At 34.7% G+C, this 24178-nt stretch carries 17 protein-coding genes; 4 read left to right on the plus strand and 13 right to left on the minus strand.

Annotated features, from left to right (window positions below; translation table 11 throughout):
• Positions 1-56: 56 nt before the first annotated feature.
• Positions 57-1907, minus strand: a complete 1851-nt coding sequence (locus WH188_RS07280; protein ID WP_339423642.1) for an acyltransferase family protein — start codon at positions 1905-1907, stop codon at positions 57-59.
• Between the two features lie 205 nt (positions 1908-2112).
• Here WH188_RS07280 and WH188_RS07285 point away from each other — a divergent pair, with 205 nt between their 5' ends.
• Both WH188_RS07285 and WH188_RS07290 read left to right on the plus strand, forming a co-directional pair.
• Positions 2113-3048: an MBL fold metallo-hydrolase gene (locus WH188_RS07285; RefSeq protein WP_132770836.1), complete on the plus strand. Its 936-nt coding sequence runs from the start codon at positions 2113-2115 to the stop codon at positions 3046-3048.
• A gap of 145 nt (positions 3049-3193) precedes the next feature.
• Complete coding sequence (locus WH188_RS07290) at positions 3194-3760, plus strand: DUF1572 family protein (protein ID WP_021188481.1); 567 nt, start codon at positions 3194-3196, stop codon at positions 3758-3760.
• Between the two features lie 74 nt (positions 3761-3834).
• On the opposite strand, the gene rnr is transcribed toward WH188_RS07290, so the two are convergent.
• The 3 genes from rnr to fsa all read right to left on the minus strand — a co-directional run bounded on the left by rnr (position 3835) and on the right by fsa (position 7692).
• Positions 3835-5964 carry a ribonuclease R gene (rnr, locus tag WH188_RS07295; protein WP_132770835.1) on the minus strand — a complete coding sequence of 710 codons (2130 nt, stop codon included), beginning with the start codon at positions 5962-5964 and terminating at the stop codon, positions 3835-3837.
• A 509-nt stretch (positions 5965-6473) separates the two neighbouring features.
• Positions 6474-6932 (minus strand): Fur family transcriptional regulator, encoded by a 459-nt coding sequence (locus WH188_RS07300; RefSeq protein WP_021188479.1) that lies wholly within the window; start codon positions 6930-6932, stop codon positions 6474-6476.
• A 100-nt stretch (positions 6933-7032) separates the two neighbouring features.
• A complete protein-coding gene (fsa, locus tag WH188_RS07305) occupies positions 7033-7692 on the minus strand; it encodes a fructose-6-phosphate aldolase (RefSeq protein ID WP_021188478.1) in 660 nt (219 codons plus the stop codon).
• Between the two features lie 169 nt (positions 7693-7861).
• On the opposite strand from fsa, the gene WH188_RS07310 reads away from it, so the two are divergent.
• The gene (locus tag WH188_RS07310; RefSeq protein ID WP_339423643.1) at positions 7862-9082 is read left to right on the plus strand and encodes an MFS transporter; all 1221 of its coding nucleotides are present in this window, start codon (positions 7862-7864) and stop codon (positions 9080-9082) included.
• Here the strand turns inward: WH188_RS07310 and WH188_RS07315 are convergent.
• The 5 genes from WH188_RS07315 to WH188_RS07335 all read right to left on the minus strand — a co-directional run bounded on the left by WH188_RS07315 (position 9044) and on the right by WH188_RS07335 (position 18778).
• A complete protein-coding gene (locus WH188_RS07315) occupies positions 9044-9511 on the minus strand; it encodes an aspartyl protease family protein (RefSeq protein ID WP_021188476.1) in 468 nt (155 codons plus the stop codon). The genes WH188_RS07310 and WH188_RS07315 overlap by 39 nt on opposite strands.
• 60 nt (positions 9512-9571) lie before the next feature.
• Positions 9572-10099: a helix-turn-helix domain-containing protein gene (locus WH188_RS07320; protein WP_206368423.1), complete on the minus strand. Its 528-nt coding sequence runs from the start codon at positions 10097-10099 to the stop codon at positions 9572-9574.
• Between the two features lie 49 nt (positions 10100-10148).
• On the minus strand, positions 10149-11087 hold the full coding sequence (locus tag WH188_RS07325; protein ID WP_132770832.1) for a malate dehydrogenase: 939 nt from the start codon (positions 11085-11087) through the stop codon (positions 10149-10151).
• Between the two features lie 127 nt (positions 11088-11214).
• Positions 11215-13518 carry a translocation and assembly module lipoprotein TamL gene (gene tamL / locus WH188_RS07330; RefSeq protein WP_237682784.1) on the minus strand — a complete coding sequence of 768 codons (2304 nt, stop codon included), beginning with the start codon at positions 13516-13518 and terminating at the stop codon, positions 11215-11217.
• Positions 13508-18778 carry a translocation/assembly module TamB domain-containing protein gene (locus WH188_RS07335; protein WP_339423644.1) on the minus strand — a complete coding sequence of 1757 codons (5271 nt, stop codon included), beginning with the start codon at positions 18776-18778 and terminating at the stop codon, positions 13508-13510. The genes tamL and WH188_RS07335 overlap by 11 nt, the downstream gene beginning before the upstream one ends.
• Before the next feature lie 287 nt (positions 18779-19065).
• Here WH188_RS07335 and WH188_RS07340 point away from each other — a divergent pair, with 287 nt between their 5' ends.
• Entirely contained in the window at positions 19066-19497 is a 432-nt protein-coding gene (locus WH188_RS07340; RefSeq protein ID WP_132770829.1) for a Dabb family protein, read from the plus strand.
• Positions 19498-19557: 60 nt separating this feature from the next.
• On the opposite strand, the gene WH188_RS07345 is transcribed toward WH188_RS07340, so the two are convergent.
• The 4 genes from WH188_RS07345 to WH188_RS07360 all read right to left on the minus strand — a co-directional run bounded on the left by WH188_RS07345 (position 19558) and on the right by WH188_RS07360 (position 24027).
• The gene (locus tag WH188_RS07345; protein WP_037525171.1) at positions 19558-19851 is read right to left on the minus strand and encodes a DUF4342 domain-containing protein; all 294 of its coding nucleotides are present in this window, start codon (positions 19849-19851) and stop codon (positions 19558-19560) included.
• A gap of 69 nt (positions 19852-19920) precedes the next feature.
• Entirely contained in the window at positions 19921-20115 is a 195-nt protein-coding gene (locus tag WH188_RS07350) for a YqaE/Pmp3 family membrane protein (protein ID WP_021188471.1), read from the minus strand.
• 131 nt (positions 20116-20246) lie between these two features.
• Positions 20247-21119, minus strand: a complete 873-nt coding sequence (locus WH188_RS07355; RefSeq protein WP_132770827.1) for a hypothetical protein — start codon at positions 21117-21119, stop codon at positions 20247-20249.
• Between the two features lie 292 nt (positions 21120-21411).
• Entirely contained in the window at positions 21412-24027 is a 2616-nt protein-coding gene (locus WH188_RS07360) for a valine--tRNA ligase (RefSeq protein WP_132770825.1), read from the minus strand.
• Between the last annotated feature and the right edge of the window lie 151 nt (positions 24028-24178).

Raw genomic sequence — 24178 nt, forward strand, 5'->3', positions numbered from 1 at the left:
GAAATGTCCAGTCAATTAGTTTTCCACATTTTGCTTGAAAATCTTAGAGTTAGCTGTTAGATTAGTTTTTTTTGTAATAAGTAACGAACAACTTGATCAGCTCCATATTTCGATAAATGATCGTCATCATGCATGTAGGGATCTTGACCATTGTATTTAATTATTTCAGGTAAATTGTAAATATCAATGTAAATATCTTCTGGAATAAAGGTTTTTAGATAAGTGTTGATATGTGCAGATCGGGATTCAACGTAGTTTTCTTCTTTTACACTTTTATTTTTTATCTGTAGAGCCAAAATATTTGGAAAGATGATAGAATAACTAGGGGTCTGTCCGATCATTTTAAGTGGAATACCATTTTCTTTGAAATATTGAATTACTTGCTGAAGTTTTATTTTTAAGGTTTCATCCGGATATTGTTGCGAGCCCCAAAAACCAACAAGTATCACTTCATCAATTTTTTTCGTATTTTCTGGTATAAATTTTTGATACATATAGTCGATCAGTTCGCAAGATGCCTCTGGCCCTTTGGTGTCCAAAAGTGGATAAGTAGTGGATACGGTTGCTTGTAAAAGATTGATATTTTGTTTTTCTAATTGCTCTTTTAAACTCTGTCCGAAAACACCCGCATGACTATCCCCTAGTAAAAGAATATTCTTTTTGTTTGGAATGATGGTGGCACAGCTTTCAAAATTATATTGCTTAAATGTATTGTCTATATCCAGATGGCATATGCCTTTTCTGAATTGTGAAGCAAGTCTGTTTTTTCTGTAATTGGTGTTATAGTTCGTCAGGTAATCAATTTCTTTGTTTATTTGTAATCGATTATAAGGAAATATCATCATAATTCCTGTTAGCAACACAACAACGATGGTAGCAGCTATTGTAAATGGTAGTTGATCAAATTTCTTATTGATCTCGATGAAATAATAGGAAATACTTGCACAAAGTAAAGATAGTGTGAGGATGGGAATGATAATAAGAGGTTGATTCAATCCAAGATAAATGGCGAATACATAAATTGGCCAATGCCATAGATATAAAGAATAGGATAGTTTCGCTACCCATTGTATTGGTTTAATGGATAAAAAATTGAAATCGCACTGTGCTATAATGATACCAAAGGTCGCAATGACAGGAATAAGTGTATAATAGGAAGGCCAGCTTATATTTTGTTCGTTAAATAAATAGATACTAACAATTAAAATAGCATATCCCGTAATTGCAACTACTTTTCTGAAGAGCTTGGGTATCGACTTTTGAGTATAAGACTCTCCTAAAAATGCAAGTCCCCCAATTAACATTTCCCATGCCCGAGTCGGGAACATATAAAAACTGAAGGATTGATCTGTATTATTGAAATATAAGTTCAGACCTAATGACAGGATAATCAAAAAGATGAAAAAGCTAACAAACCTTATTTTATTGTTCGAGTAAAGACTTTTAAAAGGGAATAAGAGGGCAGGGTATAAAAGGTAAAATTGCCATTCGACCGATAATGACCATGTGTGCAAAAGGATGTTATTTTGAGAGGCAACATCAAAATATCCACTATTTAAATAATATTCAATATTGGAACTAAAGATTATGCTGAAAAATGCATTATTTCCAAGTTGCTGTAAGTCTTTTGGAAGTAATATAAAACTACCAATAATAGAAACACCTACAAGAAGAAACAAAAGTGCAGGAATAATGCGTGTTATACGTTTAGTGTAGAATTGCTTAAAAGAAAAGTTGCTATTCTCAAAGCCCTTTAAAATAATTCGGGTCATTAAGTAGCCAGAGATGACGAAAAAAATATCCACACCACTAAAGCCACCGTCAAAATAGGGTACTTTGAAATGAAAAAAAATTACTGCCAGTACCGCTAAAGCACGTAATGCCCCTATATCATTTCTAAATTTCATTTTTAAAGTAACTTGTAAACTGCAAATCTGAACAAAATAATTTATTTCACCTATTAAATTTTGTTCCATTTTATTTTTTAGAAAATATCATAAAAACATGAAATTTTGTTCCATTTTATTTTTTAGACAATATCATAAAAACATGAAATTGCGTTCATGTTTTTATGATATTTTTGTATCGTTTATCAAAATCGAAAATATAAATATGAAAAAAATCATCCTGCTTACGCTGACTCTGTTGTGTTCTAAAGTATATAGTCAGACATTTGAAGTAGTGCCGTTGGGAGTTTATGGAGGAGATCATGAAGATAATCTATCTTCATACTTGATTGGTAAGTATAAGGCAAATGCGTATTTAGCGCTAGATGCCGGTACTATAAATGCTGGAATTCGAAAAGCGATAACCTTAAAAACATTTGAGGTTCCAGCAGGCAGGGTATTGCGAGATTATATCAAAGGGTACTTCATCTCGCACGGACATCTTGATCATCTGGCAGGGATGATAATCAATTCTCCCTCAGATGCTGCAAAAAATATTTACGCAACAGCAGCAATGATAGATGTATTGAAAGCGCATTATTTTATAAACGATACATGGGCTAATTTTGCTAATGAAGGTGATTTACCCATACGGAAATATCAATATAAACGTTTAAAAATTGGTCAGATCGATACGGTAACAAATACCGGAATGACTATTCAGGCTTTTGATTTAAGCCATGTGAACCCGATGAAGAGTTCAGCAGTTTTAGTAACTATAGGCGACAGTTCTATCGTATACCTAGGAGATACAGGAGCAGACCGTGTGGAAAAGGTCACAAATCTTGAAAATTTATGGCAATCTATAGCACCCATAATTAAATCACGACGATTGAAAGCTTTAATGATTGAAGTTTCATTTCCTAATGCTCAACCAGAAAAATCACTTTTTGGACATTTAACACCTCAACTTTTAAACGAGGAATTGGGAAAGCTAGCAAGTTTTACCGGAATAGATATGGTACAAGGTTTAAATGTTATTGTTACCCATATGAAGCCTGTTTCCGATAATGTTGACACGATTAAACGGCAATTGCTGGAAAATAATTCTTATAAAGTTAATTTTATTTTTCCGGAGCAAGGAAAACGAATGGTTTTTTAAAATATACTATTAATGATGGCTATGTTTTTTTCAATTGAATGTCAATTTTTGTGTTTTACCTAAAAAAAAGTGAATTTTTCTACTTAGATTTAAGAATAATTGGAAGGTGTATGAGAGATTATTTTATTTTGTAAATCAGATTGTTATGAATTATTTAGAGGATGTTCAAAAATTGTTTTTGTATTATAAGCATTTAGTTGATAGTACTTTGAATCAGTTAAGTGATAGCCAGTTATTTTGGCGCTACAATGATGAAAGTAATAGTGTAGCTGTACTTATTCAGCATATATCCGGTAATATGAAGTCTCGTTTTACAGATTTTCTTACTTCTGATGGTGAAAAAGAATGGAGAAATCGTGATGCAGAGTTTGAATTGGTGGATCAGGACAAGAATAGGTTGTTTCGGGAGTGGAATGAAGCATGGGACAATTTATTTAACACCTTGAAGTGTTTGGAATTTGAAGATCTAGGAAAGCTAATTTATATCCGTAATCAGGGCCATACAGTCGTAGAAGCAATTAATCGACAATTGGCTCATTATCCCTATCATGTAGGACAAATTGTTATGTTGGGAAAAATGATGAAAGGGAATAATTGGAAGTCATTATCCATCCCGAAAGGCGAATCAGAAGTTTTTAATGCTGTTAAATTTACGCAGACTAGGCATATTGAGCATTTTACAGATGAGATGTTAAGACATTTGGATGGTTAGTTTCTCTTTGAAATGAAAAGCCCCCAAAAAAGTGTTTTACTTGATTGGAGGCGTCCATTGTATTTTAATATAACTTAACTGATTAAAGTAAAATCGATTTGACGTTTATCAAGATCAACCTTTTTAACTTTGATCTGTACTTCGTCACCTAATTGATATTTCTTTTTCTTGCGTTGACCTATGATTGCAAAGTTCTTTTCGTCTAATACATAAAAGTCGTCGTTAATGTCTCGTAATCTAACCATACCTTCACATTTGTTGGTTTCAATTTCTACGTACATACCCCATTCAGTTACACCAGAGATAATTCCTGTATATTCAGTCCCAATTTGTTCCTGTAAAAATTCAGCTTGTTTATATTTAATTGAAGCACGTTCGGCTTCTGCTGCCTTCTTCTCCATTTGTGAAGTGTGCTCACACATTTTTTCATAATGATCGGCATTGATTTTATCACCTCCACTTAAATAGTATGCTAATAATCTATGTACCATTACATCTGGATATCGGCGAATAGGTGAAGTGAAGTGCGTATAATAATCAAATGAAAGACCATAATGACTTGTTCCTTTAGTCGTATAGATCGCTTTTGCCATCGAACGAATTGCCAAGGATGTTAACATATTTTGTTCTTTACTGCCTTCAATTTTAGTCATTAAAGCATTGAGAGATTTTGCAGTTTCTTTGTCAGATTTGATCGTTAACTTATGCCCGAATCGAGCAGCAAATTGAGAAAATGTAGTTAATGTCTCTGGATTGGGGACATCGTGAAAACGATAAACAAATGGTAATTTATTTTTTCCTTTTCCTTGTTTTCCAATGTATTCAGCAACTTTTCTATTGGCTAAAAGCATGAAATCTTCAATGAGTTTATGCGCATCTTTTCTTACTTTGGTATAGACACCCGTTGGTTTACCGTTCTCATCCAACGTGAATTTTACTTCTTCACTTTCAAATGCGATTGCACCATTTTTAAATTTGCGCTCACGAAGAATATAAGCAAGTTCATTTAGTTTTAGTATCTCTGAAGCAAAATCTCCTGTTTTTGTTTCAATAACTTCTTGAGCTTCTTCGTAAGAAAAGCGTCGATCAGAATGAATGATAGTTCTTCCGAACCATTGCTCTACAACATTTGCCTTTTCATCAAGCTCAAAGACCGCCGAAAAACAAAGTTTATCCTCATGTGGTCGTAATGAACACACACCATTGGAAAGTCGCTCTGGAAGCATGGGGATTACCCTATCGACAAGATATACTGAAGTACCTCTTTCGTAAGCTTCTTTGTCCAGTTCAGTCTCTGGAATAACATAGTGCGAAACATCGGCAATATGGACTCCGATTTCATAATTCCCATTTTCTAATTGCTGAAAAGAAATTGCATCGTCGAAATCTTTTGCATCAGCAGGATCAATTGTAAATGTGGTGATTGCCCTGAAATCCCTACGTTTTGCAATTTCATCCTGAGAGCAGGTTTCTGGTAAAGCATTTGCCTCTTCTTCAACTTTTTTAGGAAACTTTAATGGAAATCCGTAGTCTGCCAATATAGCATTCATTTCCGTGTTGTTTTCTCCTTTTTTACCTAAAATAGTCTTGACTTTGCCAATCGGATTTTTTGCACCTTGTGGCCATTCAATAATAGAGACTACAACCTTTTCTCCATCCTTAGCACCCTCAAGATTATCAAGCGGTATAAAAATATCATGCAACATCTTTCTATCGTCTGCAATAAAGAATGCAAAGTTTTGAGAAAGATTGATAATACCTGTGAAATCTGTTTTTGCACGCTGTATAATTTCAACAACTTCTCCTTCTTTTTTACGGCCTCTGCTCTTTTCAAAAGTATGTACTTTAACAATATCTCCATGCAGTGCTTGACGTAATTTTCGAGGTGCTACAAAGATATCATTCTCAAATTCGTCTTGAGGTATAATATAAGCCGATCCTTCAGCAGTCATATCGACTTTTCCCGTCACGTAAACTTTAAGTTGACGAAGTTTGAATTTACCCTTCTCAACCTCTAAAAAAGGGCTGTTTTTCGGATGGTCAGTCAGAATGTTGGCGATTGCTATTTTGGAATCTGAATCGTGAACGTTCAGCTTTGATGCGACTTGTTTATAGTTGAGTGGCTTGTTGTTTGACTTCTCGAAGATGTCGATGATGAGCTGTGTTAAAACCTCTTGGTACGGGTTTTCTTTTTTTGTCGTCATACGTTTTTATTTACTTTTATCGTGTTGTAAGTGGGGGAGAAGGCTACTGTAGTTTGCAATATAATACCATTGCTATTTAGGCTATTCCCGATGTCTTATCACATACAATATACAAATATTAATCCGAAATTGTGGATATCTAAATGTTCTTTGTTTTTGTTATAGAATTAAGTGTATTTTTAATTCTATTTAGCTTATTTAATATTTTGATAACCAGTATAGTGAGTATTAAATAGCTTAATGAATCATTATTTGTGATGTTGATAAACAATATACTTTCAGGTTCTGCTCGATTTTTAATATTTTGCTAAATGTGTTTTTATCAAATTCTTATTTATTAAAATTTAATAAAGTGTATTGTATCAATTATTTAGATTTCTTTTTGCTGAATTTTAGTTGATGATTAAGAAAGAATCTTAGCATCAGGATTTAGTAGAAGCGTGTGCAAAGTAAAGGTTTTTAGAAATACTGGTACCTTCCTTTGAATTCAGTAAAATTTTGTTTTTTTATTATTTTTCCTGACATTGATCGCATAGACCCAGGGCATTTATAGCTACAGCTTCAAGTTTGTAACCTTCAGGAATGTTGAAGGAGGGAAGTGTGATTTCATCCATACAAAATACGGAGTTACAGCTTCTGCAGATGAAGTGCACATGTTGGTCATGATGATTGTGCTCGGAGCAGTTGGTCGAACAGAGGGCGTAAGTAGCTGTACCATTTAGATCAAAAATTTTATGCAATATTCCCTTCTCCTCAAATGAAGCTAAAACGCGATAGAGGGTGACACGATCAATTTCTTTACCGATTAATTTTTCGAGCTCTGGTTGTGAAATGGCTGATTTCTTAGTCGATATAACTTCCAAAGTTCGCAGTCTAGGCTGTGTAACCTTAAGCTGATATTGTTTTAGTAAAGTTGTAAAATCGACACGCTCATGTACTGTTTTTTCCTGTTGTTGCTCTTTACTCATAATACAAAAATACATCATTATTCTAATATAAAAAAGCGGTCAGAAACAAGTTATTCATACTCGTTTCTGACCGTTTCTTTAAAGTCGTTTTATATCGATTTTATTTCCCTGCTGCCTTCGCGTGGTCAGCTAAGAAAGTAGCAAGACCACTATCTGTTAAAGGGTGTTTTAATAAAGCTGTGATTGCAGATAAAGGACCCGTCATCACATCAGCTCCAATCTTAGCACAACCTAAAATGTGTGCACTGTTACGTACCGAAGCGGCTAAGATCTGTGTTGGGAAACTGTAGTTATCATAGATTAAACGGATTTCTTCGATAAGTCCTAAACCATCTGTAGAAATGTCATCTAAACGACCAATGAAAGGTGAAACATAAGTAGCTCCAGCTTTTGCAGCTAGGAGTGCCTGACCTGCAGAGAAAACCAAAGTACAATTTGTTTTGATTCCTTTTTTGCTGAAATATTTAATTGCCTTGATACCATCTTTGATCATAGGAACTTTAACAACAATCTTGTCATCTAACTTTGCAAGTGCTTCTCCTTCTTTGATCATTTCTTCGTAGTTTGTAGAAATTACCTCCGCACTTACATCGCCATCTACGATAGCACAGATCGCTTTGTAATGATTGATTACATTCTCGTCACCACTGATTCCTTCTTTAGCCATTAAACTTGGGTTTGTTGTTACCCCGTCTAATACACCTAAATCTTGTGCTTCTTTGATTTGTTCTAAGTTTGCTGTGTCAATAAAAAATTTCATCTTGTATTGAATTGATTGTTAATTGTTTGGTTTATTTACCATTAAGTGGCAAAGTTATCGATTAAAATTCACTAATCTTGTGCAGAAATGAAATTACTGCACAAATATTGCTTAGTCATTACTGTTCATTTTAGATCATTCCTTTCATTTACTTCTATTATTCATTGATATGCAGATATTTCGTTCGCTTCAGTATCCAAATTTTAGATTACATATAATTGGCCAGGCAATCTCATTGATGGGCACTTGGATGCAACGTGTTGCTATAAGTTGGTTAGTATATAAGTTAACAGATTCTGTTTTCTGGTTAGGTTTTGTATCTTTCATCTCCCTGCTTCCTTCTTTGGTATTATCTCCATTTATTGGAAGTTTTGTCGATAAACATAAAAAGTATAAGCTTGTTTTTATTACACAAATAGGTCTAATGATTCAAGCAGGAATCTTAACACTATTAGTGTACCTGAAGATGGAAACAGTATTGTGGTTATCTATTTTGGGATTTGCACAAGGAGTAATCAACGCTTTCGATGTGTTAGGAAGACAATCGTTGATGGTACACTTAGTGGATAATAGAAAAGATCTGCCTAATGCAATAGCACTAAATTCTTCTATATTTAATGCCGCGCGTATGGTTGGTCCGGCTATTGGTGGTATATTATTGAGTACATACGGTGAAATGATGTGTTTCAGCAGTAATTTTCTGAGTTTTATCCCTGTTTTGATTACTTTATGGATGATGAATGTCACAGAAAGTACAGCAAGCTTAAGCAAAGGAAGTAATTGGCAGGGATTGGTCGAAGGGTTTTATTATTTGAAAAGATCGCCCCATATTTTTTCGCTTATTATAGTGATGACTTTTTCTAGCTTATTAGTGATTCCATATACTTCTTTATTACCTGCTGTAGCAAAAGAAATGTTTAATGGCGATGCAGGTACATTTTCATGGTTTGAAAGTGCAGCTGGTCTTGGGGCAATGATAGGTGCTATTAATATGGCACGGCTAAAATCGGGGACTAATATGCGCTACCAAGTAATGGGCGCAGCATTGTTAATGGGAGCTGCCTTGTTTTTACTCGGGCATTCATCTGTTTTAGTTCTTGCTCTCTTATATACGGCGATCGTTTCTTTCGCTATGATGATGCAGAACTCCAGTATTAATACGTATATACAGACGCATGCGATGCCGATCTATAGAGCACGAGCAATTTCTTATTATGTAATGGCGTTTCAAGGTGTTTTCCCTATAGGTAGTTTGCTTATAGGGGCTTTAGCAAGCTATTTCGGATTGCGTAGTGTCTTATACTTTATGGGCGGTGCAGGTTTTTTGATTGCTTTATCTTATTATTTATATTTACGTCTGCATATTCATAAAAGGCTCTTTAAGTTTTAACTTTCTCTTGAGTAATTTAAGCGTTTTCTTTTTGTAATCAATCACTGCGCCATAAGGAGCTAAAATATCTCCTCCGATCACTCCGATCACAGGACGTAGATTCATCTGTTCGTAAGCATAGTTAATAGAACTGAGGTCAAGAACTGCAGCCCTATAATTTTTTATTTTCCAATCATGGATTTTAAAAAGAGGAATATGAATCAAAAAACTTTCCATGTTATTCGTGCCTAAACCTGTTGAAAGCGTATCGGTACTTTCTAATTGGAATTGGTCTGTGTGAATTTTTTCTAATTGGTTTTTATCAAAAACAGTCTTTGAAGCTCCAGTATCTAAAACCATTAAATGGGTAGTTTCGTATAAAGTGACCTCTATTAAAATATGAGTGCCTTGCTCCTGTAATTGTAAAATCTGTAAGGGGATGATTGCCATATTCCAAACATAGAAAAAATATGTGCTTCATGAAAGTTAAAGTATCTTTATTTAGATAGATTAATGCACTTGATCTAAAGTTTGCCGTAAAGCGGTAGGATTATTTAAATTTTTAAACTGCGTTGGTGTTAAACCTGTGTTTTTTTTGAATTGATTGCTGAGATATGCAGTGCTTGAATAATTAAGCTTTTCAGCGATTTCAGCTAATGAAAGTTCATCGTAAATTAATAACTCCTTAATATATTCTATTTTTTGGAAGATAGCATATTTTTCAATACTGATACTTGCTACAGAAGAGAAGAGGGCACTTAAAGAGCTGTATTCAACATGTAAATGATCACTTAATATATCTGATAAATTTTTATTCAGATAGTTATAAGGACAGCGTGTATAATCGATGATCAGCAATTTTATTTTTTCAATAAGACGCGTGTTTCTATCATCGATTAATTCAAAACCAATAGCATGCAGATTTTCCTTCACTTTCTTTCGTTGTTCCGGTTGTAGTGAATGGTCCAACGTAACAACACCTAGTTGTAGATCATGATAAGGGATATGCAACTCTTTAAATATATTTTCTACAGCCATCTTACATCTATTGCAGACCATATTTTTAATAAAGAGTTGCATATTATTTTTATAAAACGTTAATATCTTTTAGTACATTATTCATGTTTCGAACAGCATCCGCACTTTTGTGTAGTTTTTGCTTTTCCTCTTCCGAAAGCTTCAAAGGTACAATTTTATCCCATCCATTTTTATTGATGATGACTGGAACACCTAAATTGATATCCGATAATCCAAATTCTCCATCCAAAAATACACTTGCTGTGAAAAGCTTGTTTTGATTTCTAACGATACTTTCAACGACAGCTGCAGTCGCTGCCCCAGGAGCATACCATGCAGAGGTTCCGATTAAGGATGTCAAAGTTGCACCGCCTACCATTGTTTTCTGAATAATTTCTTCTTGCTCCTCCTCTGTTAAAAAATCAGTTACAGGAATACTATTCCATGTGGCATGTTTGATCAGAGGAATCATAGTCGTATCGCCGTGACCGCCGACAACAATTGCATTAAGGTCACTTGCAGAAGCGTTTAATTTTTGACTTAGCTGATATTTAAATCGTGCAGAATCCAATGTTCCCCCCATACCTATGATTCTATTTTTTGGAAGACCAGAGCTTTTTAAAGCCAAATATGTCATGGTATCCATTGGATTTGAAACAATAATAATAATGACCTCAGGAGAATGTTTGATCAAATTATCAACTACTGTTTTAACAATATTTGCATTAGTGCCGATTAGTTCTTCTCTGGTCATGCCCGGTTTTCTCGGAATTCCTGAAGTAATAACTGCTACAGTGGAGCCTGCGGTTGCACTGTAATCATTCGTTACACCTATTATTTTTGAGTCGAATCCCAATAAAGCAGCAGTCTGTGACATATCTTGTGCCTTACCTTCAGCAAACCCTTCCTTGATATCTAAAAGGATGATTTCTTCAGCAACCTCTCTTCTAATTAAATTATCTGCAGTTGTCGCTCCAACTGCTCCTGCACCAACTATTGTAACTTTCATAAGCCTTTTAATTTTGGTCCTTAGACATTAATTTTTCTTTGAATTTACTCAATAAATAGTAGGAAAGCAATTAAGTTGTATAAAAAATGATAGGAAATAAAAAGGAGAACTTTCGTTCTCCTTTTTATTAAAATGGATAGCCAATAGCTAGATTAAACATTAAGTTGTCCTTGCGCCATCTGCTACTTCCTAAATCAATATCTTTCAAGACCCAACGCTCTCCTTTATCCAAATATGGAATACGGAATGGAATAGCAAAATCTGTTCTTAATATAAGAAAAGTAAAGTCAAATCTTAAACCTAAACCGCCACCGACAGCTAATTCAGTCAAGAAATCTTTGCTAAATTTTGCTCCGGGCTTTTCATCATCTGTATTTTGTAGCCACACATTACCGGCATCAATAAATGCCGCCCAATGGACAAAACCAGCCAATTTAGCACGATATTCTGTACTCATTTCCAATTTTATATCTCCAGTTTGATCAGCATAGAACTTATTGGTCCCAATGTTTTGAGGTTTTAAAGTTCCTGGACCAATTGCTCGAGCAGCAAAAGCGCGAATACTGTTTGGACCACCCACATAATACTGTTTTAGATAGGGTAAAGCACGGGAGTTACCATAAGAGTAACTTAGACCTAAACTGACTCGCGATGCTAATTGTGAATTTTCACTTAGTTTTAAATAATGTCTACCATCACCACTTACCTTGATATATTGAGAAAAATAAGCGTTGAATAATTTAAATGTTTTACCCTCATTGTAGTTGGCACCTTTTATCAATCCCAATACATTACCAGATAAATCTAAATTTCCTTTAAAATAAAAGGTGTTTTTTAGATTTTTGTTCATCATATTGGATAAAGTAAAATTATAATTTGGACCAATAGTAAACTGTGGCTCTATAGCATGTTTTAGCGTTGGTACCGTATCCATCTGGGCTTTATATTCGTCTGAAATACGGCTGGGCTGTACATATGTAATCTCTAATAATCCCAAATCATGTTGTTTCTCTTCAGATTCCTGCCAGATATAACCATAGTCTAGTTTTAGAGATCGTAATGTATATGCTCGAGTTCTATTTAAGAATTCAAATCCCGTTTTGATGTAGGTTTTTGGTATAAATCTACGACTGGGATTTATTTTGAAAGGCGAAAGAATACGGGGAAATGTTAAAGTAAGATCTGCACCATAGCGATAATAGCTTGAGTTTAGACTTACACTTCCACCGGTCTGTGTTTCGTATCCACCAAAAACATTTAGACTTAACAGTTCGGCACCTCTAAAGGCATTGCGTAATTGCCAGTTCACATTAAGTTCGGATCCATTATATACCGAAGCCATTTTTCCTAACAATTCGAGACGAATAGATTTCTTAGGAAGAGGAGTAAGATAGTAATATACATCTAGTCCGTTTTTGACATCTTTACTATCAACGAAGTTGTTTTTAACAAATTTGAAGCTATTTAGATTTACAAGATGACTGATTGTTTTATTATGGGCACCGCGATTATAACGATCTCCTTTTTTAAAGAAGATATGGTTAGCTATAACGGGTTTTCTAAAGGTATTTTTTGGATCTATAAAGTAATATGAACTATCGAATAATTGCGCATTACGTGGAGCACGTTGATATCCTGTACCTTCGTCCGTATAATTTGGATAGATGTATATATTATTTATCTTGGATGGTGATTTAGCTATAACAGGTGTTTCAGGTTTAATAGTGACATATAAATTGACTTTATTATCTCCAATTGTACTATCTGCTTCCACCAATATATAGTCAGGACTGAAATAATAGTACCCAATATTTTTAAGTTCATTATCAATCCGATCACGTTCATTCAGGATATCATCTAAACTATAATGCTTACCAACCTTTAAAAGAGACTTATCACGAGATAGGAGTATATCTCGGCCAAGCTGTATCGTACTGTCTACATTAAACGTAACAGATTTTATTTTATAAATCAGATTAGTCGTCGCAATATAGTGTATGGTCGCTTCTTTATCCTTAATTGTAGTGTCAGACTTTACCTCTGCATTAAAGAAACCAATATTTTCAAGTCGATTTCTTAACAGGTTTTCATTATATTCCCTATTTACATCACTCAATAAAACGGGTTCTTCACCCATTTTTTTTAGTTGTCTGCGAATGAAGTTTTTTCCAACTGAATCACCAGCCATGTTGTTGAAAGCTAGTTTGTAACGCCATCCAAAAAGTGTCTTATTGGGTTTGGGCATTAATACCTGTTCCAGATGCGTAGCTAAGGCCTTTTTATGTTCTTTGGAAATCGTATCCGATTCAATATCGACATGGCCATCCACATATAAGGACTGACCCTCTTTTAAATTTTTTGTGGTCGAACAAGAAGCAATGAAAAGCCCTATAAATACAACAAAAGCTATAAATTGATTGCTATTTTTCATTATTCTCCCTTTCTTCATTTCTAATCACTTTTTCTCCTATTGTATCTGTTTTCTGATTCGTTGAATCAGTCTTATTGCTTGGTTTGGTTTGCTGGATTTGTTTTCTATCCAAGTAACGTTCTTTATATTTCTTAGGATCGTTACGCATCATACTATCTCGAATTGCAAAGCGGACGCTGTCCCTGTAAACGGAGTCGGTTTCCATACGTTCTACGTCAAAACGTTTACGGAAATTTTTGCTTCGGGTATTATATTCATTTAATTTTTTAGAATTCATCCAAATTTCTCTGAATTTATTGTAGCTCATATTGATGATAAATCCAATACCTGTTTCAACATATTGGCCCTGAAGTGTTACTTGATATTGGTTTTTCCGATATACGCGAGCGAAATAGCGACCATCTTGAGACAGTTGATAATCTAGACTAATATCTCCGGCAATATTCGCAGCTTGCTCTCCAGGTCTTGAATTCCCTTCAACTTCAAAATTCGAACCTATAGTGATTTTCAAACGGTCGTTAAATAGCATTTTTGAAACACCAATATTTAAATCGGTACGTGTTTCCCCAACTCCAGTTGTAAAATCCTGCTCGGATTGTAAGTCAAAATCTAATTCCACTCCTTTAATTAAATCCGAAGCTAGTCGGTTTAACTGTGACGTTAGTAATGAACTCACACTATTACGTGCCATAGATTCGACACCGCCACCACCAGATAAACTTTCAAATGGATTAGAAGCCAAAAAGCGTCCTAATACGATCAATGAGAAAACCTGCTTATTCATTTCAGAAGGGTCTGTTCGTATTTGTGAAAGGGCATTATTGACTTTACTCACCACATCTTGAGACGCAATGGCGTTATTTTCATCCAGATCAATATCAAATCCTAGTTTAGGCTCGAATAACTTTTCTGTGATTAATAAATTGACATTAAATGGTACTCGCTGTTTGTATAGATTAGAATTATCTGCACCAAGTTGAGTTTGTACCAATTCCAGGGTAGGGGCCTTGACTTTGTATACTGCAGTGATATCCATTCTCGCATCTAGCGGGTCTCCTGCCCATGTAATTGTACTTCCTTCTTTAAATAAGAACTCACGTTTCACAGGCCCAAAAGAAAACGAATAACTTCCTTTGTCGACCGTATAAGTTCCCGACATGGTGATTTTGTTACTCGCATCGATACCTGCATTTAATTCAGCTTCACCTTGGATGTTTAAGGCGTCCTGAGATCCTTCGTCAAGAATAACTTTGAATTTAGCATTCTTGTCAGTTTGAAGATTCAGCGTCACATCGATTCCTGTTAATTTTGTTGTTGTTAGTGAATCCAATTTTGCAAAAACATTTGCTCTTGTTGTATCACTTTTATCAACAAATTCTACGACACCTTTTCGCTCCACCATTCCAGGGTCATCATTCGGCATAATGAATACAAAATCAGTTTTATCTTGAACTTTGATATTTCCATCGACAACAGGTTTATCCAATGTGCCTCTTATACGTAGATCAGAAGAAACGTACATTTTACCAAAGAACAGATCATTATCCTCCCGAGTCGAATTCACAACTTCAAAGTTATCAGTCTTAAGATTCAAATTAAAGTCATAATCTGTATAGTTTTTAGTTAAAATGGTACCATTCAAATCACCAGTATTGCCTTTTTTATCTTTGATGTTGAAATTGGATAAAGAGATTCCCCTATTATCAAAACTAATTTTTTCGTTATCAATTAAGAACGCCGCATTAAGCATAGCAACATTAAATTCAGCACCATTAAAATTCAGATCACCGTTGATAACAGGTCTATCAGTCGTCCCGGATATTTTAAGCTCTCCTTGGACATCCCCTTTAGATTCTTTTAAGTACCCAAAGCTGAAAGCTTGGATTGTCTTCATTTTTAAAGGAGCAATGTTGAGCGTAGCATCAAAAGTAGCTTCTCCAGTTGGAGGACTTATAAACTCTCCGATTAAACTGACGTTATTGCCATTTTCAGTAATACTGACATTGGCTGCATACGTGTTTTCTTTTTCATTATTAACTTTAATATTGACATTTCCAATTGTATCCGTCCCTAAGTAAAATTTATCAATTCCAATATCTGATACAAAAACAGGGTTACTTTCAAGGCGTGAAATCGTTGCTTGTCCATTAATACCACCACCAATATTCATGTCATCAGCGGCAATCATTTTACTGAGGGTCTCAATTCTGAAATTTTTAAAAAGTAGATCTATAGGTGAATTCAGAACACTATCCTGTGATTTAATTTCCAATAACTGTCCCTTGTTTTCCAGAATGAAATTATGAGCTTGAATACCCGCTTTACCAAAGGATAAAACATTCGTACTATCGACATTCCATTTATCATAATTTAGCATTAATCCATCTTCTAGTAAGCTAAAAAGAAAGTTGCCACGATCTACTTTCATATGGGCACCTAAATGGTACTGTTCTTTATCTTTTTTGTCTTTAATCCAAACGCCAAAATCTAAGTTATTTTTAATGACTTTACCACTGAGTACCGTATTGATCAATTCGATATTGCTAACTTTTATTTTGTTAATCAAAGCAGAATAATACATGGTGCTGTCAACTGTTGTCAGATCAAAAGTCACACTATTAATATCTGTGCCTGCATAAACAATTTTTGGTGCATCGAGCTTAGCCTGGATTAACTTGTTCTTACTATTAAACATACCATCAAGTGTGATGTCTTTCATTTCAGTCAGATCAGGTAAGAAGTCCTTTATAAATTTTGTTCTGGTCAACTGAGCAGAAAATTCAAATTGTTGATCTTCGTATTTTGGAATGGTTACAGGAGCTCCAGGTTGATAATAAACGTGTGCAATGTCTTGTATTGCTGTACCAAGCTCCATTAATTTATATTTACCAACTAAATGGGCATTTAAAAAGGCAGATTTTAACATTAAAAGATTTGAGCTGCTATCCGAACGAGCGATAATTGAAATACTATCAAGAGTGTAGCGGTCATTATTGTATGCAATTGAAGAATTGATGATATGTGCTTCTCCATTCAGGAAATTAGGGTCTGCTGTTTCAAAATTTCCGACCATTTTGCCATGATAACGGAAGTCATCATCCATTAACTTTAAATTCTGTAAATTAATGCTATCGACCATCAGTTCAAAATCGACTTTCGGATATTTTGCATGCATATTCGCGGTAGCATTTAAATTGAATTTGACATTTGGATCAATACTATTAATTGAAGCTTCGATATCGCCTACATTAGCATTCATATTCATATCGATATTATGGTATTGATATCCTAAAGCATCCAGACGGATTAGTTTTCCGTCCACATTCGCTATCGCTTTTTTAGGATCTAATCCATGCCCTTTTACGTTGGCTTCAAATGATAAGATACCTAAAACAGAATCTTGTTTCAAAATTTTTCCGATGTCAAAGTCTTTAATAGATACGTAAGCATCATATGTCGTATCACGCTTTGCCATATCAAATTTACCATTTACTTTAGCAGTTCCTTTTTCCGTCACTAAGGATAAATTGGTGTTGAATGATTGCATTCCCCCTTTAAATGTTCCAGTAAGCCCTATTGCATTTGGAAGTTCAAGATTTTTAGGAAATAATGATTTGGCAACAAGTTGTTCAATATCAGATCGGCCAGTTGTGAATTTTTTGAGCGTAAGGTCAATAGACATCTTATCAACATTAGGAAGACCCTTGAGTCTAGCACTGGCAATTACTTTTGTATTCGATAATGTGCTGAAATCTAAGTGTGGGATATTGAGATCGTTCAGTTTTCCCATTACTTTTCCGTCAATATTGAATTTTTTATTCATGAGCGGATGCATGATCTCCATAGTATCCAAGAACGGAGCAAAATAATAAATATCGCGCATATCAACATGACTCTTTTTAATGTTGGCATTGACAGTAAGCAATTCAGGTTTTTCCGATATAGCCTCTAAAGAAGGATAAGATATTTTAATATAATCTTGTAATAATGTTTTAGAAGTTGCAGCATACAGATTTTTGATCTCAGCACCTGTATTGGTATAGATAAAATCACCTTTTAGATTTTTAATTTCGAAACCGGAGTGATCTTTTGCTGTTAATGATTTTAGCGATCCGCTAATTGAATCTGCGCTATAATACAAATCAGTCATCGCAGTATTGATCGCAGGGATTTTAATATTGAAATAATCAAATCCTTTCATCCGTGCTTGATTGTCATCTTTATACCATACATTGGTATTATTGATGTTGATGTCCGAAACAGAAACAATCCAATTAACCTTGGATGGTGCTGATGCTGTTGTATTTTTATCTGCGGCTGGTTTAGTTATTTTTGCTATTTTATCAAAAAACACCTGTGAATCAGATCCTTCTAAATTAATCTTTTTTATTGAAACAATTTCCTTATTAAGATCAATACTATTAATATCCGCGTGTAGCTTTTGAATGGCAAACCTTGTTCTCAGTTTTCCCGCTTTATCTTCATATCGAACATTGATATTTCGCAGGTCTGCCGTATTAATACCAATATCAGGTAATAAAGAAGTGGCAATTGCAGTGGAATCAGTAATTCCAAAATCTTCAACACTGGGGCCATCGCCTTCTTGGGTAGGATTCCATTGTGTGACTAATGCACTTAAGCCGTCAATAGTAACTTTTGGCATATCAAATGCCATATTTTTTGTCAAGTCAAATTTCTTGATCCTGGTGTCAAAATGTTTCAAATAGACGTCAGCGCTCGTGCCAATTACGTCATCGGCATATACCACATGAAAACGATCAAAGATAACTTTGTCCATATTGAATACCATAGCAGAAGAAGTATCAGTTTTTGCTTTGGTACTTTCAGGACTCGCAAATGCTTTTATGATATAGTCAAAATTGAAACTGCTGTCAGGCATAGACCGACGTATTTTTGCGGTAATGCCAGTAGCCTCCAGTTGCTGGATTTCTACTGTACTTTTTAGTAGTTTCATCATATTGATGTCCACTTTGATGGCCTCACCTGCTACTAATGTATCTCTAGATTGATCTTCCAGATAGATGTTCTCTAAAACAAGTTTTTTTGGAAATTCAATATTGATGCTACCAATATGAAAGGGCGTGCCAATTTTGCCCTCAACATAAGTGGCTACTTTTCCGGCAATAAAATTTTGCACGGAAGGAAGTCGAATCAAAAAAATAATGAGAAGTAAGAGTCCAATGACAGATCCAATAATCCATAAAAGGGTCTTTAATGCGATACGGCTAAATTTATTCAAAATATTTTTTAGTCTTTATATAAACCTTAATTTATTATTATAACGTAAAACAAGTGATTATGTTTATATCTTATTTACTATTTTACATTTAATTTTATTACAAAGAAGGATGGATATTCCAGTTTTTCTCCAAGAACTAAATATAGGGAGAAGTATTTGTAATGTTGTCGAAATTAATCAAAAATAGTGCCTTATTTCTAGTATACAACCTCTATTTTTAAGTTTGGCTTTTAGATTGGTTTTTTGCTTTTTTTCTACGTATATTCGAGATAATCAACATAAAACAAATGGAAAGAAAGAAATTTTTAAGCTCATTAGCGCTAGCGAGCGTTGGAGGAACAGTACTGACTTCATGTCTAAATACACAAAGTAATAATGAAACAACAATAACACAAGCCGGATTCAATGCCGGATTTATATTTCATAGCGTCTATTTCTGGTTAAAAGAAGGAATCACGGCAGAGGAAGATAAGGATTTTTTAAAGTTTTTTGACATTTTGAAAAAAGTGCCAGGAGTACAATCTTGCCATATCGGTAAACCCGCTAAAACTAATCCAAGACCAGTGGTCGATAATTCTTTTTCATATCATATCATGTTGACCTTTGAAAATCTGGAAGCAATTACAAAATATGAAGAACATCCAGATCATCTAGCTGGGATTGATCAATATAGTAAGTATTGGGTAAAAGTAGAAGTAAAAGATACGGTTATTAGCTAGTTCTTAATAAAAAGCATAATGTGAAAGAGAGGATCATAAGTGCTCTCTTTCATATGTCTATCATTTTACTTCAATACTCTGAGATGTGTTTTGATTGTCTTGGTCATTATCATCTTTTTCTTGTCGCTCGACAGTTATTTTGCATTCTGTCAATAAAGCCGCCATAGCACCAACTGCTGCAAATATAGGGGCAAAGATGAGGCCTATAGCACCTACAGTAACAGGGAAACTCATGATTTCTTTTCCTGATTTATCGGATATGCTGATTTTCGTCACATTTCCATCCGCAATGAGTTCTTTAATCTTCTTTAGTAGATTTTCACCTGTAATCGAGAAAGTTTCTTTAATGCTCATAATGATTTGATTTTTAAAATGATGTCCAATAAATATAATCATTATTGTCCAAATAATTGGATAGAAATGTTAAAAGCGTTGCTCACGCTTAAACTGATTAAATCTGGATTTATTTTTACCATCAACTCGTGAAGCTACTGCCCATATTGCCGCGGGCAACCAACCGATAAGTGTGCATTGCAAAATCAAACATAAAATTCCAGAAAATATTTTCCCTCTTAAAAAAAAGGAAAGCCAAGGTAATAATACTGCTATTAAGATCATATCTTTTGTTTCTTTGTTTAGCCAAAGATAAATCCTACAATAATTTATTCACGTCTTTTTTAGGTAAACCTAGAAAAAGCATCGGCGAACATAGGTTATAAAAAGGTGAATAAATTCCTTCTTTCAATTGCTTACCTCATTTCGATGAGCTCACTTAACGTTTTTCCATCCCAGGTGTATTTCTTTTGACTTTTTGTTTCCTTGTAATTCGGCTCATCTAAATTGTCATCAATATTTTCGCCTTCAACTATTTTTTTATAGATCATAGTGGGATCACCTTTATGTTCGGAGGGGAACAAGATTGTTTCATCATAATAGAATACACCCGCATCAGAAACAGACATTTTGCTTGGAAAATGAATTAATTCTTGACCAGTCCATGCAAAATAGTAATATTGGGTAGCGATTCCACATGCCTCACCTAAAAAAGCAGAACGATGAATATTTTTAATGTTTTTTAATCCCATTCCTCCTAAGATCTTAGTCTCGGTACCAGTTTGATCATTTACCTCAGCTTGATATGAAGCGCGCGCAATAACGTTTTTTTCTCGATCAAAAACTTTGAGTTCGGCGTCATAATAAGATGGTGAATTTTCAGTAAAGGATCTGAATTTTTTAAAACCATAAATGAACTGTTCGCCCTCCTGGTTAAGTATGCTGTTGAGAGCTAGTAAACCTAACCATATAAAACCCTCTTTTTTGACATTGTCTTTTATAAAACTAATTTTATACCATGGCGCATAAAATCCTCTTATCGTACTTCCATTGTACCCCTCACTGTTAATAACAACCATTGCGCCCTCTTGTAGAGAATCGACCAACTTCGATTTAGTATCCGCATTTTCACGGACATATGCCACGTCAGCGAATACATAAGCTGTATCACCTTTCTGAAAATTCCATAAAGTGTATTCATCACTGACAGCATACGCTGCAGGTTGTTCCTGTGCACGAACTAATAAAAAGGTAATTGAAAATAGAAAGAGAAGTGCTTTTTTTTTCATGTTTTTAACAATCTAGTTTTTTTGTGTAAAATACTTATTTTGGAATGATCATAATCAATTAGATGACAAATTTGATTCCAATTAGGGATATGAATGTAATTATTTTTACACATCATTATAAATGAAAATATTGTTCAGTTCTATGCGTTTGAATTTTAATTGTTTATATCGTCTTTTAAACGCACATATTTTTAATATAGGGTAGCATTGGCTATGGGGATGAAACGCTAAAATTTAAGAGGGCCAATTTTCATTAAAATTGGCCCTCTTAAATTTTTAATTCTGAAATGATTTAAGCAAGACTAGCTAAGCTATCTTCTAATATTTTAATTTTAGATTCAGCATCAGCTTTCTTGTTTTGTTCATTTTGAATAATTTCTGGCTTCGCATTTTGAACAAAACGCTCATTCGATAATTTTTTGTCTACAGAAACGAGAAATCCTTTTAAATAATCAATTTCTTTTGTGATTCTTTCACGTTCAGCGTCTACATCTATGTTTTCTTCAAGCGCAACATAACATTCTTCTTTGCCAGCTAAGAAACTAACTGCTCCAGCTACTTTTTCTTGAACAAAGGTTAGTTTTTCAATGTTAGCCAACTTGATAATACTTTCTTGATAGTTTGTAAAATCAATTTCTGTTGCATTGATAGCTAACGGTAAAGCAATTTTAGGTGAAATCTGCTTAGTATTACGGATATTTCGAACTTCAGAAATAATCTGCTGAACAAAAGTAAATTCCTTAATGATTTTTTGATCGATAGCGCCAACCGTTGGATACTCTGCAACAATGATACAATCTTTTGCATCGCGTTCTCCAAATAGTTCATCATGCCAAAGTTCCTCAGACAAGAAAGGCATAAAAGGATGAACCAATGTAAGTATACGTTTGAAAAATCCCTTTACCACTTCAAAAGTTTCCGTTTCAAGAGGAGTTTGATACGCAGGTTTTACAAGCTCTAAATACCAAGCACAGAAATCATCCCATACTAATTTGTAAGTAGACATCAGGGCATCGGATAGGCGATAATGATTAAAGTGATCTTCGATCTCAATTAAAGTAGCATTAAATTTGCTTTCAAACCATTTTGCCGCAGTTTTCTGAGCTTCAGTTGCAGGAGCATCTATAGTCTCTAAACCTTTAACTAAACGGAATGCATTCCATATTTTATTCGCAAAATTACGACCTTGCTCACAGTAAGAGACATCAAACATTAAGTCATTTCCAGCAGGCGAAGAAAGTAGCATACCTACGCGTACACCATCGGTGCCGTATTGAGCCATCAGTTCGATCGGATCAGGAGAATTTCCTAATGATTTGGACATTTTCCGGCCCAATTTATCACGAACGATACCTGTTAGATATACATTTTTGAAAGGAGCTTTACCCGTATATGCATGTCCCATGATCATCATACGCGCTACCCAGAAAAATAAAATTTCGGGAGCTGTTACTAAATCATTTGTAGGGTAGTAATAGTTGAATTCTTCATTTTCAGGGTTGCGAACCCCGTCGAATACCGACATAGGCCATAAACCAGACGAGAACCATGTATCGAGTACATCTTCCTCCTGACGGATCGCACCAGCAACTTTACCTTGAGATTCAAACTCTTGAATTGCCTCAGATTCAGTTTTTGCAACTACCCATTCGTTTTTTTCATTGTACCATGCCGGAATACGTTGACCCCACCATAGCTGACGAGAAATACACCAATCTTTTACATTTTCCATCCAATGCTTGTAGCTGGATGTAAATTTGTCTGGAATTAAATTTACTTCTCCGCTTACAACATAATCTAATGCAGGTTGAGCTAATTTATCCATTTTGCACCACCATTGCATGGAAAGTTTTGGTTCAATAGCAGCATCAGTACGCTCTGAAAAGCCTACTTGAGATTTATAATCTTCAATTTTTTCGATCTGATTGACTTCCTCTAAAAGTTTCGCAATTTTTTTACGAGCAATGAAGCGGTCTTCACCAACTAAAATTTGAGCATTGGCATTTAATGTTCCATCATCGTTTAATAAATCAATGATTTCTAAGTTATGTTTTTGACCTAAAGCATAATCATTCAAATCGTGAGCAGGAGTTACTTTAAGGCAACCTGTACCAAATTCTATATCCACGTATTCATCTTCGATGATTGGAATCTCACGATTTATTAATGGGATAATAACTGATTTACCTTTTAGGTGTGTATAGCGCTCATCATTAGGGTTAATACAGATAGCTGCATCGGCCATGATCGTCTCTGGACGAGTCGTAGCAATGATGATTTGTTCATTTGAATCCTTAATTTGATAACGGATGTAGTATAGTTTTTGGTTGACCTCTCTACGGATTACCTCTTCATCAGATAAAGCTGTTTTTCCCTGTGGATCCCAGTTTACCATACGGACACCACGGTAAATATAACCTTCTTTATAGAACTTGATGAAGGTGTCAATCACTGATTCTGATAAATCAGCGTCCATTGTAAATTTTGTGCGTTCCCAATCACATGAGGCACCTAATTTCTCAAGTTGTTTTAAGATGATGCCACCATATTTCTCTTTCCATTCCCAAGCATGTTTTAAGAAATCTTCACGCGATAATGATTTTTTATCAATTCCCTGCTCTTTCAACATAGCGACAACCTTTGCTTCAGTTGCAATAGAGGCATGATCGGTTCCAGGGACCCAACAAGCATTTTTACCCTGCATACGTGCTCGACGAATCAATACATCTTGAATGGTATTGTTCAGCATATGTCCCATGTGCAATACACCGGTGACGTTCGGAGGAGGCATTACTATTGTGTACGGTTCACGCTCATCAGGTGTAGAACGGAAAAATCCGTTCTCCATCCAGTAGCTGTACCATTTGTCTTCAGCTTCTTTAGGATTGTAAGTTTTTGCTATACTCATGATAATTTTTTTTCAAAATCGTTTGCAAATTTAGCGAATTTAGTTGTTTTATAGAAGTTTAATATTGCTATTTCAAAAATTGGTTTTCGACTCATTTATGCTTTTCATTGCGTATAAAACCACATTAGTAAATGTAAATATATAATTAAGA

The sequence above is a fragment of the Sphingobacterium sp. MYb388 genome (assembly GCF_037479535.1).
Taxonomy (GTDB): Bacteria; Bacteroidota; Bacteroidia; order Sphingobacteriales; family Sphingobacteriaceae; genus Sphingobacterium; species Sphingobacterium anhuiense.